The sequence below is a fragment of the Caulobacter sp. 05L422 genome (genome assembly GCF_056397765.1).
On record NZ_JBFTOB010000004.1, the window covers coordinates 176,140 to 192,284 of the forward strand.

The 16,145-nt window shown below is 67.9% G+C and carries 17 protein-coding genes and 1 tRNA gene; 11 read left to right on the top strand and 7 right to left on the bottom strand.

Features of this window, described 5'->3' with window-relative positions:
- The first annotated feature begins 48 nt into the window (after positions 1-48).
- From AC1DMQ_RS06235 to AC1DMQ_RS06250, 4 genes are all read left to right on the top strand, one after another.
- Positions 49-189 (top strand): hypothetical protein, encoded by a 141-nt coding sequence (locus tag AC1DMQ_RS06235; protein WP_477032680.1) that lies wholly within the window; start codon positions 49-51, stop codon positions 187-189.
- Positions 190-356: 167 nt separating this feature from the next.
- Complete coding sequence (locus tag AC1DMQ_RS06240; protein ID WP_477032681.1) at positions 357-1,322, top strand: phytanoyl-CoA dioxygenase family protein; 966 nt, start codon at positions 357-359, stop codon at positions 1,320-1,322.
- A gap of 218 nt (positions 1,323-1,540) precedes the next feature.
- Positions 1,541-2,344 carry an FkbM family methyltransferase gene (locus tag AC1DMQ_RS06245; protein WP_477032682.1) on the top strand — a complete coding sequence of 268 codons (804 nt, stop codon included), beginning with the start codon at positions 1,541-1,543 and terminating at the stop codon, positions 2,342-2,344.
- A gap of 485 nt (positions 2,345-2,829) precedes the next feature.
- Positions 2,830-2,988 (top strand): hypothetical protein, encoded by a 159-nt coding sequence (locus tag AC1DMQ_RS06250; protein WP_477032683.1) that lies wholly within the window; start codon positions 2,830-2,832, stop codon positions 2,986-2,988.
- A gap of 29 nt (positions 2,989-3,017) precedes the next feature.
- Here the strand turns inward: AC1DMQ_RS06250 and AC1DMQ_RS06255 are convergent.
- Together AC1DMQ_RS06255 and AC1DMQ_RS06260 are read right to left on the bottom strand one after the other, a co-directional pair.
- Positions 3,018-3,094, bottom strand: a tRNA-Met gene (locus AC1DMQ_RS06255).
- Positions 3,095-3,138: 44 nt separating this feature from the next.
- Entirely contained in the window at positions 3,139-4,203 is a 1,065-nt protein-coding gene (locus tag AC1DMQ_RS06260) for a glycosyltransferase (protein WP_477032684.1), read from the bottom strand.
- Positions 4,204-4,357: 154 nt separating this feature from the next.
- Between AC1DMQ_RS06260 and AC1DMQ_RS06265 the strand changes: the two genes are divergently transcribed.
- Complete coding sequence (locus tag AC1DMQ_RS06265) at positions 4,358-5,575, top strand: PQQ-dependent sugar dehydrogenase (protein WP_477032685.1); 1,218 nt, start codon at positions 4,358-4,360, stop codon at positions 5,573-5,575.
- A 147-nt stretch (positions 5,576-5,722) separates the two neighbouring features.
- On the opposite strand, the gene AC1DMQ_RS06270 is transcribed toward AC1DMQ_RS06265, so the two are convergent.
- Genes AC1DMQ_RS06270 through AC1DMQ_RS06280 form a run of 3 tightly spaced genes read right to left on the bottom strand, consistent with a single transcriptional unit; the run spans position 5,723 to position 7,593 of the window.
- On the bottom strand, positions 5,723-6,094 hold the full coding sequence (locus tag AC1DMQ_RS06270) for a hypothetical protein (RefSeq protein WP_477032686.1): 372 nt from the start codon (positions 6,092-6,094) through the stop codon (positions 5,723-5,725).
- A 58-nt stretch (positions 6,095-6,152) separates the two neighbouring features.
- The gene (locus AC1DMQ_RS06275; RefSeq protein WP_477032687.1) at positions 6,153-7,268 is read right to left on the bottom strand and encodes an NAD(P)/FAD-dependent oxidoreductase; all 1,116 of its coding nucleotides are present in this window, start codon (positions 7,266-7,268) and stop codon (positions 6,153-6,155) included.
- A 22-nt stretch (positions 7,269-7,290) separates the two neighbouring features.
- Positions 7,291-7,593 carry a hypothetical protein gene (locus AC1DMQ_RS06280; protein WP_477032688.1) on the bottom strand — a complete coding sequence of 101 codons (303 nt, stop codon included), beginning with the start codon at positions 7,591-7,593 and terminating at the stop codon, positions 7,291-7,293.
- 161 nt (positions 7,594-7,754) lie between these two features.
- Between AC1DMQ_RS06280 and AC1DMQ_RS06285 the strand changes: the two genes are divergently transcribed.
- Entirely contained in the window at positions 7,755-8,864 is a 1,110-nt protein-coding gene (locus AC1DMQ_RS06285; RefSeq protein WP_477032689.1) for a hypothetical protein, read from the top strand.
- Positions 8,865-8,870: 6 nt separating this feature from the next.
- On the opposite strand, the gene AC1DMQ_RS06290 is transcribed toward AC1DMQ_RS06285, so the two are convergent.
- Entirely contained in the window at positions 8,871-12,299 is a 3,429-nt protein-coding gene (locus AC1DMQ_RS06290) for an indolepyruvate ferredoxin oxidoreductase family protein (protein WP_477032690.1), read from the bottom strand.
- A 142-nt stretch (positions 12,300-12,441) separates the two neighbouring features.
- Between AC1DMQ_RS06290 and AC1DMQ_RS06295 the strand changes: the two genes are divergently transcribed.
- From AC1DMQ_RS06295 to AC1DMQ_RS06315, 5 genes are all read left to right on the top strand, one after another.
- Positions 12,442-12,939, top strand: a complete 498-nt coding sequence (locus AC1DMQ_RS06295) for an Lrp/AsnC family transcriptional regulator (protein WP_029914476.1) — start codon at positions 12,442-12,444, stop codon at positions 12,937-12,939.
- Between the two features lie 52 nt (positions 12,940-12,991).
- Positions 12,992-13,273: a hypothetical protein gene (locus AC1DMQ_RS06300; protein WP_477032691.1), complete on the top strand. Its 282-nt coding sequence runs from the start codon at positions 12,992-12,994 to the stop codon at positions 13,271-13,273.
- A gap of 124 nt (positions 13,274-13,397) precedes the next feature.
- The gene (locus tag AC1DMQ_RS06305) at positions 13,398-13,727 is read left to right on the top strand and encodes an ArsR/SmtB family transcription factor (RefSeq protein ID WP_477032692.1); all 330 of its coding nucleotides are present in this window, start codon (positions 13,398-13,400) and stop codon (positions 13,725-13,727) included.
- A complete protein-coding gene (locus tag AC1DMQ_RS06310; protein ID WP_477032693.1) occupies positions 13,724-14,206 on the top strand; it encodes an SRPBCC family protein in 483 nt (160 codons plus the stop codon). Before AC1DMQ_RS06305 ends, AC1DMQ_RS06310 begins: the two co-directional genes overlap by 4 nt.
- 29 nt (positions 14,207-14,235) lie before the next feature.
- Positions 14,236-14,649 (top strand): GFA family protein, encoded by a 414-nt coding sequence (locus AC1DMQ_RS06315; RefSeq protein ID WP_477032694.1) that lies wholly within the window; start codon positions 14,236-14,238, stop codon positions 14,647-14,649.
- Here AC1DMQ_RS06315 and AC1DMQ_RS06320 read toward each other — a convergent pair.
- A complete protein-coding gene (locus AC1DMQ_RS06320; RefSeq protein ID WP_477032695.1) occupies positions 14,627-16,108 on the bottom strand; it encodes an FAD-binding protein in 1,482 nt (493 codons plus the stop codon). The genes AC1DMQ_RS06315 and AC1DMQ_RS06320 overlap by 23 nt on opposite strands.
- Positions 16,109-16,145: the final 37 nt, after the last annotated feature.

Genomic DNA, 16,145 nt, shown 5'->3' on the forward strand with positions numbered 1-16,145 from the left:
AGACAAGACGGCAAAGGGAGGAGGCGCTCGTAGCCAGGAGCCGTTCGCGTGACTATGTGGATTTCGACGTTCTTCATCGTGTTCCTGCTCGGCATGCTGGCCTGGCCGAGCGTGGCCCCGCGCATCGACTCGATACGCCGCCGTCGTCGCTCCTCCGAGCGTCGCCGCAGGAGCTACTTCCAGGACTGACCGCGAAAGACCGTGCCGACAGCAAGCCAATTCCTTGAGCATGTTCGACGAAATTTCAGGCAACCGCCCAACATCTAACCACGCCTTGAAAAACCATCGCAGGAAGCGGGAACCCTAAGCTTCAAGTTTCGTTGACCCTCGAGATCAACCACAGGACGCATGGTTCAGTGCCCAGTACCCCAGCGCCCTGCACCCCGGTTTTCAGGCGCAAACCGCGTTCACTTTCGACCTGGTCGCGAATCTTCGCCAAAGCCCCTGTCTATCTGACCTATGTCCGCGAACGGCCGGCCTGGCTGCTGTTCATGATCTTCGGGCGCCTGGCGCCGATCAGGCGGGTCGAACGCTTCCTTCGCGGGGCAAAACCCAGTCCGCTCGCCGTCAATCCCAGCGCCAGGATCGCACTGGACGATCCGTCGGCCGTGATCCCGAACCTGGTCCGCGACGGCGTCGCCGAAGGGTTTCGGCTGAAACCTGAGGACCGCGCGGAAATCCTCGATTTCGCCCTCACCCATCCCTGCTTCGAGCGCGACGGCGCCCGGGCCGGCTTCCTCCCCGGCGACATCGCCGCCGTCAACGCCGGCCGCGATCACGACGTGGTCGCCGCCTATTATTTCGACACCGTCCTGCGCTGCCCGGCCATCTCGGACCTGGCCGGCGATCCCTTGCTGCGCGAAATCGCCGACAGCTACCTGGGCAAGCGGGCGGAACACATCCGCACACGCCTGTGGTGGAGCTTTCCCGGCGAAAGGATCAAGGCTTCCGACCTGCACGCGGCCGCCCAGGACAGCTTCCATTTCGACATGAACGACTGGCAGACCCTGAAGTTCTTCTTCTACATCACGCCCGTCACCGAGCGATCCGGCCCGCACAAATACGTCAGCGGCAGCCACGACCGGCGCGCGCTGCGACACCAGTTCACCCTGGTCCTGGCGCACGACGGACATGACGTGCTCAAGCACTACGGAGCTGCGAACCTGAAGAGCGTGGTCGGAGACGCAGGCTCCGGCTTCGCCGAGGACCCCTACGTCTTCCATACCGGCACGCGATGCCTGGACGCGCCGAGGCTGATCCTGGAACTGGAATACGGCCCCTCGCCGTCCAGCCCCAGCTACAAGTTCGGCATGCGGCGGTAGGAAACGCCTCTCGGATCGCAGGAAAGCCCCTCACGCATCGACAGCTTCGGTCGGCGCGACAACGCTTTCCACGTTCCGAAATTATGTCGCGGCAAAGGTGTTTGAGCGGGCTGTCATGAAGAAGGACGGCGCACAACTGTCGATCGTAATTGCGAAGACCAGCGGGCAGGCGTATCCACGCAACGTTATTCCGCCATCCGCTCCAAGGGGCTTCTCCCGTGACCGAGTCTGTTTTGCAAGCCAACGATGAAGCTCAAGTCGAGGGCGGACCGCCCTCCGGAGCTGAAGCGGCCTCCGAAGAAAACCTCTTCGCGGGACGTCGCCCGGCCGCGATCTACAATCGCATCCTGAGCGGCACCCCGCTGGTGCTGATGCTCGAACACGGCACCATGGTCGACAACTCGGTGATCGACGCCAGTTGGTGGGAAGACGACATCATCCAGGCGCTTCGCCAGCAGGTTAAGGACTACGGCAAGGACCGTCCCAAGTACTTCCTCGACGTCGGCGCCTATTGGGGCCTGTATGCCCTGCTGTTCGCAAAGACGGGCGGTTTCAAGCAGATCCACGCGTTCGAAAGCGATCCCTACAACTACGCTCAACTTCAGGCGAACCTGTTCCTGAACAAGGCCGCGTACGACGTTCAGGCCCACAACGCCGTGGTCTCCGGGCGCGTCGCCGATTGGTCGATGCTGCGCAGCCTGGACCATCCGGGCGGCAACCGGGCCGGCGTCGGCATCCTGGGCGAAGCCACCTCCGCCGACAGCAGCTGCGTCATGCGCTCGGTGGTCCTCGACCACCTGTTCACCGACGTCTCAGACAGCTTCGTGGCGATGAAGATCGACGTCGAAGGTCACGAACTCAACGTGATCGAAGGCATGCGCGGCCTGGTGTCCCGCAACGACGTGCTCGTGCAGTGCGAAACCTTCGACGGCATGAGCGACATGACCGATGCGCTGATGGCCGGCATGGGCATGAAGCGCTTCAACCGCATGGATAACGACAGCTACTTCAAGAACTACTAGGGGGTGTGCGCCCGGGCGGAAGCCTGGGCGAAGGCCTGGCCGGAGGATTGCGCACCGCGTCGCGGCCCTGGGCAGGGCCACGGTCCTCGGCGTCCCGCGCCAAGCGACAATTTCGGCGCGCGTGGCTCCCCGAACGACGGGAGACCGCGCTCAGACCGGTGCTTCCGGTCGACGACGCCCCTTCAACTTGAGATTTAAGCCGGTCACCACTCGCGCGAGCACGGCGCGGCCGTCAAGCGTGAAGGTTGCGCCCATGGTCAAGTTCGCGCAGTGTGACTGGAAAATGAGGGGGGTCTCATGAATCCGTTGGACGCTGCGCGCCCGGCTATCGGTCGGTCGTTTCCGCGGGGCTGGAAGCAAACAGCTCGGCCGCGCGGGTGTATCCTCACGACGAGACGCTGCGCGAGGCCTCTGATGCGGCTGTGCATCAGCGACGAGCCCAGCCGCCGAGCCCCGCTTCATCGGTTCAGTCCAAAATATCGGGATTGGCCGGGTCGATCCGTAGCCTGATCGCCCGGCTGCTGTCGCCCGCGCGCGACAACCGCCATCCTGACACGGCCGAAGCCGTGCCGTGCCCGATCTGCAAAGGCGAGATGGAGCGCGGATCGGAAACCTGCCCCGACTGCACGATGCTGATCTGGTAGAAGCCGCCAAACCGCGAGCGGGTTTGAGGTGGTGGCTGGGGGCGGGATCGAACCGCCGACCTGTGGGTTATGAATCCACCGCTCTAACCATCTGAGCTACCCAGCCGCACGAAGCGGAGGCGGGCTTATAAGCGCAAAGCGGGGGCGGCTTCAAGCCCGTCCGAGCATCAGATTTAGCACCGCGTCCAGACGCCGCTGCAGGCTTTGCGGACCATAGTCGGCCAGGACCTTGGCGCGGGCCGCCGCGCCCAGGGCGCGGGCCTTTCGAGGGGCCGCGATCACGCCGGCCAGGGCCCGGGCCAGGGCGGCCGGGTCGCCGGGCGGGACCAGGACGCCGTCGGCGTCGTCCGCGATCATCTCCACCGGCCCCGGAATCGCGGCCGACACCGCCGGCAGGCCGACGGCCATGGCCTCCAGCAGCACCAGCGGAAAGCCCTCCTGGTACGAAGGAAAGGCGAAGACGTCGCCGGTCGCCAGGAAGGCCGAGGCGTCCCGCCAGCCGACCAGGCGCACTCGATCCTGCAGTCCGTGCTGGGCGATCAGGCCTTCCAGCTTGGCGCGCTCGTCGCCCTCGCCGGCGATCTCGCAGTCGAAGGCCTGGTCCTGGTCGCGCAGCAGGGCCAGGGCGGCGATCAGCACGTCGAAGCCCTTCTTGGGGTGCAGGCGGCCGGCGGCGACGATGCGCGGCGGGCGAGCGGCATCACTGAACGGCTCAGCCAGGACGGTCGGGGGCTTCACGGCGTTGGGCACGAAGTGCACGCGCTGCGCTGGCACGCCGCGCTCCAGCGCCAGGTCGGCCAGATGCCGGCCGACGCAGACATAGTGGGTGCGGCCAAAGCGGGGGCTGGACGTCTCGACGTCGAAGGCCGGCTTGTGCACGCAGATCGCCAGCACGGCCTTGGGCGGCGCGACCTTGGCCATAAGGCGCGCCGGCCTCTGGCCGTGACTGAGGATCAAGTCGGGCGCGGTCGCCCGGACCAGCTTGCGGGCGGCGCCCAGCGTGACCGGGTCCCAGTCGGTATAGGCCGGCATGGTCGCCAGCGGCGGGACGCGGCCGCTCTGCTGGGCCGCCACCTTGCCGCCGGCCCGCGCCACGCCCGTCGCCTGGCCGCCATGCGCGGCGGCGTAGGCTTCCAGGATCGGCTGGTAGTCGAGGAACACCTGCTCCAGGCCGCCCAGGCCCTTGCCCAACATGGCGTGCAGGATGGCGGTCAAGGCGGGCTCCCGAAAAACAAGGCCGGACCTTCGTCGGCGGGACCCCGCAAGTCAACGACGCTCCCGTTTCGGTCAAGCCTGGGATGACAACGGCGCGTTGCGATGACAACGTAGTCACCTGACCAATCGTCGCCCCTCGCCAGGACAGTTCCCCATGCGTCTTCGCCAACTCGCCCTCGCCGCGCTGGTCCTGTCGGCGTGCGCGCCCGCCAACACCGTGCAGGCCACGCCCAATCCGCCGGTCGAGACCGGTCCGCCCAACGCTCCCGACCAGAAGCCCGCCTTCCCGCAGCAGACCCGCGCGCCGGAGGAGAAGCTGGGCGTGGCTTATCAGGTCGAGACCCTGGCCACCGGCCTGGACCACCCCTGGGGCCTGGCCTTCCTGCCCGACGGCTCCAAGCTGGTCACCGAGCGGGCCGGCCGCCTGCGGATCCTGGGGACCGACGGCAAGCTGTCGCCCGCCGTCGCCGGCCTGCCGGCGGTATTCGCCGAGGGCCAGGGCGGCCTGCTGGACGTGGCGCTGGACCCCGACTACGCCAAGAACGGCCTGATCTACTGGACCTATGCCGAGCCCCGAGACGGCGGCAACGGCACGACCGCGGCCCGCGCCAAGCTGGTGACCGGCGCCGCGCCGAAGCTGGAGAACGTCCAGGTGATCTGGCGGCAGCTGCCGACCATGGACTCGCCCCTGCACTTCGGCGGTCGCCTGGCCTTCTCCCGCGACGGGGCGCTGTTCGTCACCACCGGCGAGCGCTCGATCCTCCCCGGCCGGATGCAGGCCCAGAAGCTGGACGCGGCCCTGGGCAAGGTGATCCGCATCCGCCCCGACGGCTCGATCCCGGCCGACAATCCCTATGTCGGCAACCCGCAGGCCAAGCCGGAGATCTGGTCCAAGGGCCACCGCAACCTGCAGGGCGCGACGATCAATCCCTGGACCGGCGAGCTGTGGACCGTCGAACACGGCGCCAAGGGCGGCGACGAGATCAACACCCCCAAGGCCGGCAAGGACTACGGCTGGCCGACCATCACCTACGGCGAGGACTATTCGGGCAAGCCGATCGGCGACGGCATCACCCAGCACGAGGGCATGGAGCAGCCGCTCTATTACTGGGACCCGGTGATCGCCCCCTCGGGCCTGGCGTTCTACAACGCCGAGCTGTTCCCCGCCTGGAAGGGCAGCCTGTTCGTCGGCGGGCTCAAGGGCTACCTGGTGCGGCTGACGCTGAAGGACAAGCAGGTGGTCGGCGAGGAGCGCCTGTTGTCGGACCTGAACTTCCGGATCCGCGACGTGAAGGTCGGTCCGGACGGGGCGCTTTACCTGGTGACGGACGAGGATGACGGGCGGGTGTTGCGGGTCGTTCCGAAGGTCTAGGCGGCGAACACCTGCCCCCTACGGGCCTTCGGCCGTCTTCCCCCAAAGGGGGAAGAGGATCCGCAGCGAAGCGCGTCTCCTCCGCCCCCTATGGGGGCGGACAGACCGCGAAGCGGTCAGGTGGGGGCAAGTGGGTGAGCCACGCCCCTACTTCGGCTTGCCCTTCCGCGCCTCCCACAGGCTCGCGGCCACGGACGGCTTGCCCTTCAGCAGGGTCGCGGCGGCCATGCCGGCCATGAACGACGCCGTCGGGTGGGCCTGCATCATGGTCAGGACCCGCTGGTCCAGCGGCGGCTGGCGGGTGCGGGCCAGATGCTTCTTGTGCAGCAGCGCCCAGATGGTGACGACCACCGCCGCGGTGACCGCCACGATCGTGTAGGCCCAGGCCGAGCCGACCCACTGGGTCAGGAACGCGAACACCGCCATTGCCCCGGCCACGGCGGCGATCGCCGCGGCCATGATCAGCCCCGCCCCGGCCATCAACCGAGAAATCAGCCTGTCGATGAAATCGTCCAGCATCGCGCACTCCTGAAAAGCCAAGATTGCAACGCGCGAAGAGGGAGTTGGTGGCAAGCCCTTACGCCGTCAGGCGCGAAGCGACCTCTTCGCCGATCGCCAGCGAGCTGGTCAGGCCCGGGCTCTCGATGCCGAACAGCGCCATCAGGCCTTCCAGCCCGTGGGTCTCGACGCCGCTCAGCTGGAAGTCGGGCTGGGGTTCGTCCGGCCCGTGGATCTTGGGCCGTATCCCGGCGTAGTCGGGGACCAGCAGGTCCTCAGGCACGTCCGGCCAGAACTTGCGGATATAGGCGGCGAAGGCGGCGGCCTTGGCGGGATCGACCGAATAGTCGGGGGCCGGGACATATTCCAGGTCGGGCCCGAACACCGCCTGGCCGCCCAGGTCGTTGCGATAGTGGGTGCCCAGGGCCCCATGGATCGGCGGCGGATAGATCAGCCGCTGGAACGGCGCCTTGGCCGCCAGCCGGAAGTAGACGCCCTTGCCATAGTGGGCCGCGGGAATCTGATCGGCGGGAAAGCCCTCGATGGTCGCGGCCACGGCCTGGGCCGAGAGCCCGGGCGCGGTGACCAGCAGGCGGCAGGTCAGGCTGGCCGCCTCGGCCCCGCCGATCCGCACGGTGAAGCCGCCGCCGGCCAGGGGCGTCGCGCCCTCGAACGGAGTGTTGACCACCACCGCCCCGCCGGCCGCCTCGATCTCGCCCTGCAGGGCCAGCATGTAGTCGTGGCTGGCGAATACGCCGCTCTCGGGCGACAGCAGGGCCGTGTGGGCGTTCAACCCCGGCTCCAGCGCGCGGGCCTGGGCGCCGGTCAGGTGCTCCATGCCCTCGACGTCGTTGTCCAGGGCCTGCTGGAAGATCGCCTCCAGCTGCGGGATCTCGCTTTCGCTGGTGGCCACCACCAGCTTGCCGCACTTCTTGTAGTCGACGTGGTGCTTGTCGAGGAATGCGTAGAGCAGCCGCCGACCCTGGACGCAGAACCGCGCCTTCAGCGAGCCGGTCGGATAGTAGAGCCCGCCGTGGATCACCTCGGAATTGCGCGACGACACGCCCTGGCCGATGTGCCCCTCGCCTTCAAGCACGGCGACGATCAAGCCCCGCTGGGACAGGGCGTAGCCGCAGGCCAGGCCCACGGCGCCGGCGCCCACCACGACGGCGTCGAAATCGAACTCTTGGGTCATTGGGAGATCACCAGCCGCCGCTTCACCCGCGTGACGCATCCAGGCGCTGCTTCACACCGGCGCGGAGTTCGGCGAAGGCGCTGTCGGCATCCACGCGATCCTTGGGATCAACCGTTTCGGCCTCGAGTTCGTCGAGGATGCGCTCGAGCTTTTCGGGCCCGCCCATGATCTCGACGGCGCGGCGATAGTTGAGGTCCGCCAGTTCGGCGGCCACCGCTTCGTCCAGCGACGAGAATTCGCCACGCGCCACGCGCTCTCCGAGATCGAAAGCGTCCTCGGGCCTGAGGGTCACCACAACGGGCTTTGGCGGAACCGGCTTACTCATGCGGTCAGCCTAGCACGGCTCCACGAAGGCGCCAGACGCTGGTCCCAGCCGAAGCCAGCTTGGCACGGGCCTTCATTGCCCTTTTTCGAGAGCTGTGAAACCTTACCCGACAAGGTTGAGGACGCGCCGCTCATCAAGCCGGCGTCCCAGGGAAGGGCATCATGAACTTCGGCGCTGCGCTCGACGTCGCGGTCGGACTGATCTTCGTCTATCTGCTGGTCAGCCTGTTCGTCACCGCTCTGAACGAATACGTCTCCAGCTTCCTCAACAAGCGCAGCGAGTACCTGCTGTCGCGGGTGCAGAGCCTGCTGGGCGGCGACGGCTCGGAGAAGAAGACCGGCGAGTGGTCGCCCGAGATGTGCTCGGTGTGGAACCACCCCCTGATCAGCGCCCTGAAATCCCACCAGACGGCCGAGGACCACTGCACCAAGCGCGGGGCGCTGCTGAAGAACGCGCCGTCCTACATTCCCGGCAAGACCTTCGCCGTGGCCCTGACCGAGACGCTGAAGCCCTCGGAGACCGCGCACCTGACCTTCACCCAGCTGAAGACGGCCATTTCCGGCATCGAGAACAACGAGGCCTTGAAAAAGGCCCTGCTGCCGATGGTCGACGAGGCCGAGGGCAAGGTCGAGGTGTTCCAGCAGAACGTGGCGACCTGGTTCGACGGGGCCATGGACCGCACCAGCGGGGCCTACAAGCGCTGGATCCATCGGCTGACCTTCTGGGCCGGCTTCGCGGTGGCGGTGGCCTTCAACGTCAATTCGCTGCAGCTGATCGACAACCTGTGGCGCGACCCGGTGGCCCGCGCCGGCCTGGTGGCCCAGGCCTCGGTGACGGCCAAGGGCGCCGACGACGTGCGCGGCGCCCAGGCCCAGCTGACCGCGCCCGCGCCGGCCGCGTCGGCCGGAGACGACGCCGCGATCCCGGACCCGACGGCCGAATGCGCCTGCGACGGCAACCAGAACGCCGCCGACCTGGCCCAGGACCTGCCCTTGCCGATCGGCTGGAGCCAGGAGGGGCTCTGCGCCCTGGTCCACGAGCCGCTGTCGTCCCTGCCCCCCAGCAAGCGGCCGCACACCACCTGCGCGACGCCCTATCGCAGCGCCTGGAGCGCGACGGTGAAGATCTTCCTGACCCTGCTGGGCCTGGCCATCACCGGCCTGGCGGTCTCGCTGGGCTCACCGTTCTGGTTCGGCATCCTGCAGTCGGTGACCAACATCCGCGCGACGGGGATCAAGCCCGACCGCGCGGATGGGACGGTGCAGAAGTAAGCGTCCCTACCCCTCCCACTGGCTCCACAGGGTCGCGGCCTGGGCCTTGGCCTTGACCACCGAGGCGTCCTTGACGTGGCCGTAGCCGCGGATTTCCTGCGGGATCGCCGCGATGCGGGCCGCCAGCGGCAGGCGCTCGGCGGTCAGGCCGCCGGCCAGGCGGTCCAGGGTGGTCTCGTAGTCGGCCATCAGGCCGCGCTCCATGCGGCGCTCTTCCGTATTGCCGAACACGTCCAGCGGACCGCCGCGCAGGCCCTTCATCTTGGCCATCACGGGGAAGGCGTAGTCGAGCATCCAGCCGCCGAAGGCCATCTTGCGCGGCGTGCCGTCCTTGTTCTTGGCGCCGATGATCGGCGGGGCCAGCCAGACCTTGGCCTTGCCGCCCTTGAAGGTCCCGGCCAGCTCGGCCGCGAAACGGCCATCGGTATAGAGCCGGGCGACCTCGTACTCGTCCTTGTAGGCCATCAGCTTGTAGAGATTGACGGCCGCCGCGCGGGTCAGGGCTTCCCCTCCGCCGTTGGCCGCCTCCGCCGCCGCGACCTTCTCGATCCGGGCCAGGTAGCGCTTGGCGTAGGCCTCGTTCTGATAGGCCGTCAGGTCGGCGGCGCGCTTGGCGATCAGGTCGTCCAGCGGCATCGTCTCCGGCGTCGGCACGTCGGCGTCGCGGGGACCCATCGAGGCCGGATCGTGCGCCACCCGGCGGCCCAGCTCGAAGGCGGCCAGGTTGGCGTCGTAGTCCACGCCGTTCAGCTTGATCGCCCGATAGACCGCGCGGCTGGACAGCGGGATAACGCCGCGCTGCCAGGCGAAGCCCACCATGATCATGTTGGCGAAGATGGCGTCGCCGAAGTGGGTCTCGGCCAGGTGCTGGGCCGGGCAGGCGTCGAAGCTCTTGGTCGCGCCCTTGATCCGCCGGGCCATGGCGCTCGAGTCGAAGCGCACGTCGCGGCTGGTGACGAAGTCGGCCGTCGGGGCGAAGTCGCTGTTGCCGAAGGCGCTGGTGCGGTCCTTGGCGTACAGCGACAGGCCTTCCGGCGAAGCGGCCACCAGCATGTCGCAGGCGATCAGCACGTCGGCGCTGGCGGCGGGCACGCGGCCGCCGACCACGGTCTCCTCGGTCTCGCCGATCTTGACGTGGCTGAACACCGAGCCGCCCTTCTGGGCCAGACCGGTCATGTCGACCACGCTGCCGGCCCGGCCGTCGACGTGGGCGGCCATGGCCAGGATCGAGGCCACGGTCGTGACGCCCGTGCCGCCGACGCCGGTGAAGATGATCCGGCGCACGCCGTGGAAGTCGCCGAACACCGGCAGGGGCGTGGAGTCGGCGGTCAAGGCCGGGGCCTTCTTGGCCTTGGCGCCTTCCGCGCCTTCCAGAGTGATGAACGACGGGCAGAAGCCGTCGACGCAGCTGTAGTCCTGGTTACAGGACGACTGGTTGATCTTGCGCTTGCGGCCGAACTCGGTGTTCAGCGGCTCGACCGACACGCAGTTGGACTTGATCGAGCAGTCGCCGCAGCCCTCGCAGACCAGCGGGTTGATGAAGACGCGCTTGGTGGCCTTGGCCATGGTGCCGCGCTTGCGGCGGCGACGCTTTTCGGTGGCGCAGGTCTGGTCGTAGAGCAGCACCGTGGTGCCGGCCGTGTCGCGCAGCATCTTCTGCACGGTCATCAGTTCCGAGCGCGGGAAGACCTCGACGCCGGGGGCCAGGTCGGTGACGCCCTGGTAGCGCTTCAGCTCGTCGACCACGATCACCGTCTTGGCCACGCCTTCGCTGGCCAGCTGGCGGGTGATCTGGGCCGGGGTGAAGCCGCTCTCGGCGCGCTGGCCGCCGGTCATGGCGACGGCGTCGTTGAACAGCAGCTTGTAGGTGATGTTGGCCCCGGCTGCGATCGCCGCCCGGATCGCCAGCGAGCCGGAGTGGTTGTAGGTGCCGTCGCCCAGGTTCTGGAAGACGTGCTTCTCGGTGGTGAACGGCGCCGCGCCCACCCAGGTCAGCCCCTCGCCGCCCATGTGGGTGTTGAGGTCGGTCATCGGGTCGTTGAAGCCGGCCATGTAGTGGCAGCCGATGCCGGCCAGGGCGCGCGAGCCTTCCGGCAGCTTGGTCGAGATGTTGTGCGGGCAGCCCGAGCAGAAGAACGGCTTGCGGGCCTGGTCGGCGGCCAGGCTGACGGCGGCGACGCCGGCGGCCGAGACGCGGTTCAGATAGGCTTGGGCCCGCTCCATGTGCGGGCCTTGCGGCAGGCGGTCATAGACGGCCAGGGCGATTTCGGCCACCGACAGCGAACCCAGCTCCGACAGCAGCGGATGGCCGTGTTCGTCCAGCTTGCCGATGATGCGCGGCCTCGCATGCGCGGGCAGGTCATAAAGGGCGGCCCGGGCCTGCGGTTCGATCAGGCCGCGCTTGTGCTCGATGACCATCAGGGTTTCGAGGCCGGCGGCGAAGGCGCGGATGCCCAGGGGCTCCAGCGGCCAGGGCATGCCGACCTTGTAGATCGAGACGCCCAGGTCGGCGGCCTCCTCCAGGCTCATGCCCATGGCGGTGAAGGCTTCCAGCACATCCTTGTAGGCCTGGCCCTGGCAGACGATGCCCAGGCGCGCCTTGCCGACGCGGACGTGCGAGGCGCCCAGCACCACGCGGTCGATGCCGTTGGCCCGGGCGAAGGCCAGGGCGGCGGGGATCTTGTGCAGGCGGAGCCGGCGCTCCTTCTCCATCGGCTGGTCCTTCAGCCGGATGCCCAGGCCGCCCGGCGGCACCGCGAACTCGGGGACCACCAGCTTGTGGCGGTCCAGCGAGACGTCGATGGTCACGCCGGAGTCCATGGTGTCGGCCAGGGCGATCATGCCGGTCCACAGGCCCGAGAAGCGCGACATGGAAATGCCCAGCAGGCCGTAGTCGAGCACTTCCTGGACGTCGGCCGGCGACAGCACCGGCATCTCGAAGTCCTGGAAGGCGAACTCCGACTGCGACGGCAGGGTCGAGCTCTTGCAGGCGTGGTCGTCGCCGGCCACCGCCAGCACGCCGCCGGTCGGGAAGCTGCCGGCGAAATTGGCGTGCTTGAAGACGTCGCCGGTGCGGTCGACGCCGGGCGCCTTGCCGTACCACATGCCGAAGACGCCGTCGTGAGTCGCGCCCGGGAACAGGTTGGCCTGCTGGCTGCCCCAGACCGCCGTGGCGGCCAGGTCCTCGTTCAGGCCTTCCTTGAAGACCACGTCGTGGGCGGTGAGCAGCTTGCTCATCCGCGCGGCCTGCTGGTCCAGCCCGCCTAGGGGCGAGCCGCGATAGCCGGAAAGGAAGCCGGCGGTGTTGAGTCCGGCGCGGGTGTCGAGACGCTTGCGATCGAGCAGGACTCGGATCAGCGCCTGCACGCCAGTGATGAATGCGCGGCCATCTTCGAGCAGATATTTGTCGTCAAGCGTGACTTCCGAGTGCCGCATAGCAAAAAAATTCCTCCCGGGTCTTCCTGCCCGCTCAGCAATATCTTATAGAAACGGGGAAATTGTTTGCCCAAGGTGTGCCCGACTCAAGGCCGCTTTGCGCAAGATCAACGCGCCAATCACCCTCTGGGGGGAGGAAATCTTGTCCGAACAACTCGACGCCGTGGATGCCAAGATCCTGGATCTCATCCAACACGACGCCGGACTGTCCGTCGCGGAGATCGCGGAGCGAGTCGGGCTGTCGTCCAGCCCGTGCTGGCGCCGGATCAAAAGGCTGGAGGACGCGGGCGTCATCCAGCGCCGCGTGACCATCCTCGATCGCGAAAAACTGGGCCTCGGCTTCGAGGTCTATTGCACCGCCAAGCTGTCGCTGCCGACCAAGGAAAACCTCGAGGTGTTCGAGCAAGCCGTGGGCAAGTGGGCCGAGGTCGTACAGTGCGCCACCGTGACCGGCGCCGCCGACTACGAGCTGCGCATCGTCACCCGCGACATGCGCGCCTTCGACGAGTTCCTGCGCGACAAGCTGCTGTCGCTGGGCCTGGTCAGCAACATCGAGAGCCGGATCGTCATCCGCGGCGTCAAGAACTCCACGGCCGTGCCGCTGGGTCTGGTCAGCCCGTATGTCAGCCCCTTGAGCTAAACTGCTGGACGGCAAGGCCCTTCAAGAAGTCCGCCAAGGCGCAAAGGCCTTCTTGGACGGAAAGACCTCGCCGCTCGAGACGGCGATAGCCCTATGCCGCCACCACGACGCCGCCGTCGAGCCCGAAGCATTGCGCGAAGCTCTGCTCGCGTTCGTCGCCGTCGCCAGCGAGACGGACGCCATCCCAGTCGGCGATCGGCGCGCATTCTGGCATCCGGACGTGCGCGAGAGGGAAGATCTCAAGCATGATGCGGCTCAAGCTTGGGCCTATCCGATCGTTGAAGAGGCCTGCACCCGGATTCTCGCGGTGAACGAAGCCGACGCCTCCCTCTAAGAACTGCGCCCGCCTCCTCCCTACAGCGCCGCGATCAGCCCAAAGGCCGGTCGCGGCGTTTGGCGTCTCACGCGCCAAACAATTAGTATTGACTAATGCATTAGCCATCGCTAATTGATCTGCCATGATCGAAGCCGCCGCCATAGACGCCGTCATGCGCGCCCTGGCCGACCCCACCCGGCGGGCCGTCTACGAGCGGATCGTGCGTTCCGAGGAAATCAGCGTGGGCGAGCTGACCCGCGGGGCCGGCGTCAGTCAGGGCGCGGTCTCCCAGCACCTGAAGTCGCTGAAGATCGCCGGCCTGGTGGTCGAGCGCCCCGAAGGCCGCAACGTCTATTACCGCGCCCAGCCCGACGGCCTGACGCCGCTGGTCGACTGGATGTCCCACTACGGCGTGTTCTGGCGCGAGCGGTTCGCCGACCTGCGCACGCTTCTCCAGGAGATCGACCCATGACCAGCCCGGCCCACGCGCTCGAACCCGACACCCAGGAGATCGTCGTCGACGAGGTCTTCCCGCACGCGCCCCAGGTGGTGTGGAAGGCCCTGACCAACGGCGCCCTGATGGCCCGCTGGCTGATGGCGCCGACCGGCTTCGCACCGGTCGAGGGCCATCGCTTCACCTTCCAGACCACGCCGGCCGGCGACTGGGACGGGGTGATCCACTGCCAGGTGCTGGAAGTGCGCGAGAACGAGCGCTTCACCTACGCCTGGACCGGCGGCGCCGAGGCCAACACCGGCTACGGCTCGCGGCTGGAGACGGTGGTCACCTGGACCCTCACGGCCAGCGAGGCCGGCACGCGCGTGCGCCTGGTCCATTCGGGCTTCGTCCTGCCGCGCAACGAAAGCGCTTTCGACAACATGGGCAAGGGCTGGAAGGTCGTCATGCAACGGCTCGAGACCTTCACGGCCGAGCAGGACCCGACCCAGCACTAGGGCCCTCCCTTCAAAATCAGGAGATTTCGATGAGCGACCCGTTCACCGGCGGCTGCGCGTGCGGCGCCGTGCGCTATTCCATCGTCGGCGAGCCGCTGGTGATGGCCGACTGCCAATGCCGCCACTGCCAGCAGCTGAGCGGCACGGGCCACGGCTCGTACCTGACCTTCAAGGACGCGGCGGTGACGCTGCAGGGCGAGGCGCGGCGCTGGGAGGTGACCGGCGACCTGGGCACGGTGAAGTCGCACGCCTTCTGCCCGACCTGCGGGGCGCCGGTCTATCTGGCCTTCCCCGCCATGCCCGAGCTGTTCACCGTCCACGCCGCCAGCCTCGATGCGCCGGAGCGCTACGCGCCGTCGATGACGCTGTTCACCGCGCGCGGCCACGCCTGGGACCCGGTCGCGCCGGGCCAGCGGACGTTCACGGGGATGCCGACGGGCTGACGGGCGGCGAGGCCTTCGCTGTCGTGATCGTCCCCGGCGGGACGACCGGCAGGCCCAGCAGCCGCCGCACCCGGCTGGTCGTGCGCAGCCCGGTTCCGCCGGGATAGTGCTTCTCGTGCAGCCGACGCAGCGCGGTGATGTGGTTGGAGCCCAGGGTGTCGGCCCACTCGTCGACGATCGCGCTCTTGCCCCAATGGGGCCGCACGTCGGGAAAGTAGGCGAACACCTCGCGCTGGATCCGCTCCAGCCAGGCGTAGTCGCGCACGTCAGCGAACAGGTCGATCGCCGCTACCGGGCCCTTGAAGTTGGCGGCGAACGGCAGGTCCGAGCTCGTGGCGATCTCGCGCACCCCGATCATGCTCTTCAGATAGAAGCCCAGCGTCCGGAACTGGTCGGCCTGGAACATCACGAACCGCACCACCTCGGGCGCGTCGGCCAGGCGCACGAAGAAGGCCAGGTTGTAGGCGGTGTGGGTGGGCGACAGCAGCGACTTCAGCACGTTGGGCTGGCGGCTGCTCTCCAGGCCGGGCGTGGGATCGTAGAGATAGTCCAGGTCGCGCGGATCGGTGATCAGCCGGCTGTGATAGTGCACGTCCAGGCGGCTGATCAGCCGCTGGAACGGCCGGCGCAAGGCTGGGAACAGTTTGTCGAAGACCCAGTAGCGCTTGATGATGAACTCCGACACCCGGCGCAGGGTGAACAGCGGCGAGGCGATCCGGTGGGGCGCCTGTCCAGGCCGGGCGGGACGGATGGTCTGCAGGGCGATCGTCGGATCGTGCCGGTCGCTATAGGGGAACACCGCGAACATCGCCGCGTGCTCGTCGGTCACATGCCCCGACTTTTGCGACAGGCGGCAGATGAGGGTGTCGGCCTCGAAGCTCTCGATCGGCGCGGTCTTCATGGTCAGCGAAACGATCGGCCCGATCGTCCCGAACGACAGAGCCGCGTAGCGGAAGTCGCGCTGCCCCTTGCGCAGGGCCACCCGCCGCCCCTGCCCGTCCAGGAACTCCAGCGCCGTGACGCCCTCGGCCATCACCGCCTCGCGGCCATAGCCGTGGGTGCCGGTGCACAGCGCCCCGATCACCGTCTGGGCCATGAAGTTGCCGCTGCTGATCAGCCGCCGCTCGCGATCGAGCAGGAACAGCTTCAGCTCCAGGATCGTGACCGAGGGCTCGACGCTGACCTCGTGCGTGGCCGCGTCGTAGGCGATGCCCTTCAGGCCCGATTCCTTCAGGGTTACGGCGGTGGCGTCGCGGACGATCTGCACGCCGTTGTAGGAATGGGCGCCGCCGACGCAGGCGTAGCAGCCGGCCTGCACCAGGGCCGCCAGCTCGTCGACCGTGCCGACCTTGGCGGCCTGGACGTCGGCGCTGAAGATGCCCATCCACGAGCGCACGGTCGTCAGCGGCGGAGGCCCGCCGCCCGCCGCCCGCCTCAGCATGTTCGCCAGCCCGGCCATCACCGCCCTGCTAAGTTGCTTACGGCAGAATGACACT

Bases quoted from the DNA above. Each gene is read 5' to 3' on its own strand.
- AC1DMQ_RS06280 (WP_477032688.1), bottom strand. From the start codon at position 7,593: ATGAGTAAGCCGGTTCCGCCAAAGCCCGTTGTGGTGACCCTCAGGCCC.
- AC1DMQ_RS06310 (WP_477032693.1), top strand. From the start codon at position 13,724: ATGACCAGCCCGGCCCACGCGCTCGAACCCGACACCCAGGAGATCGTC.
- AC1DMQ_RS06270 (WP_477032686.1), bottom strand. From the start codon at position 6,094: ATGCTGGACGATTTCATCGACAGGCTGATTTCTCGGTTGATGGCCGGG.
- AC1DMQ_RS06285 (WP_477032689.1), top strand. From the start codon at position 7,755: ATGAACTTCGGCGCTGCGCTCGACGTCGCGGTCGGACTGATCTTCGTC.
- AC1DMQ_RS06320 (WP_477032695.1), bottom strand. From the start codon at position 16,108: ATGGCCGGGCTGGCGAACATGCTGAGGCGGGCGGCGGGCGGCGGGCCT.
- AC1DMQ_RS06305 (WP_477032692.1), top strand. From the start codon at position 13,398: ATGATCGAAGCCGCCGCCATAGACGCCGTCATGCGCGCCCTGGCCGAC.
- AC1DMQ_RS06290 (WP_477032690.1), bottom strand. From the start codon at position 12,299: ATGCGGCACTCGGAAGTCACGCTTGACGACAAATATCTGCTCGAAGAT.
- AC1DMQ_RS06265 (WP_477032685.1), top strand. From the start codon at position 4,358: ATGCGTCTTCGCCAACTCGCCCTCGCCGCGCTGGTCCTGTCGGCGTGC.
- AC1DMQ_RS06275 (WP_477032687.1), bottom strand. From the start codon at position 7,268: ATGACCCAAGAGTTCGATTTCGACGCCGTCGTGGTGGGCGCCGGCGCC.
- AC1DMQ_RS06315 (WP_477032694.1), top strand. From the start codon at position 14,236: ATGAGCGACCCGTTCACCGGCGGCTGCGCGTGCGGCGCCGTGCGCTAT.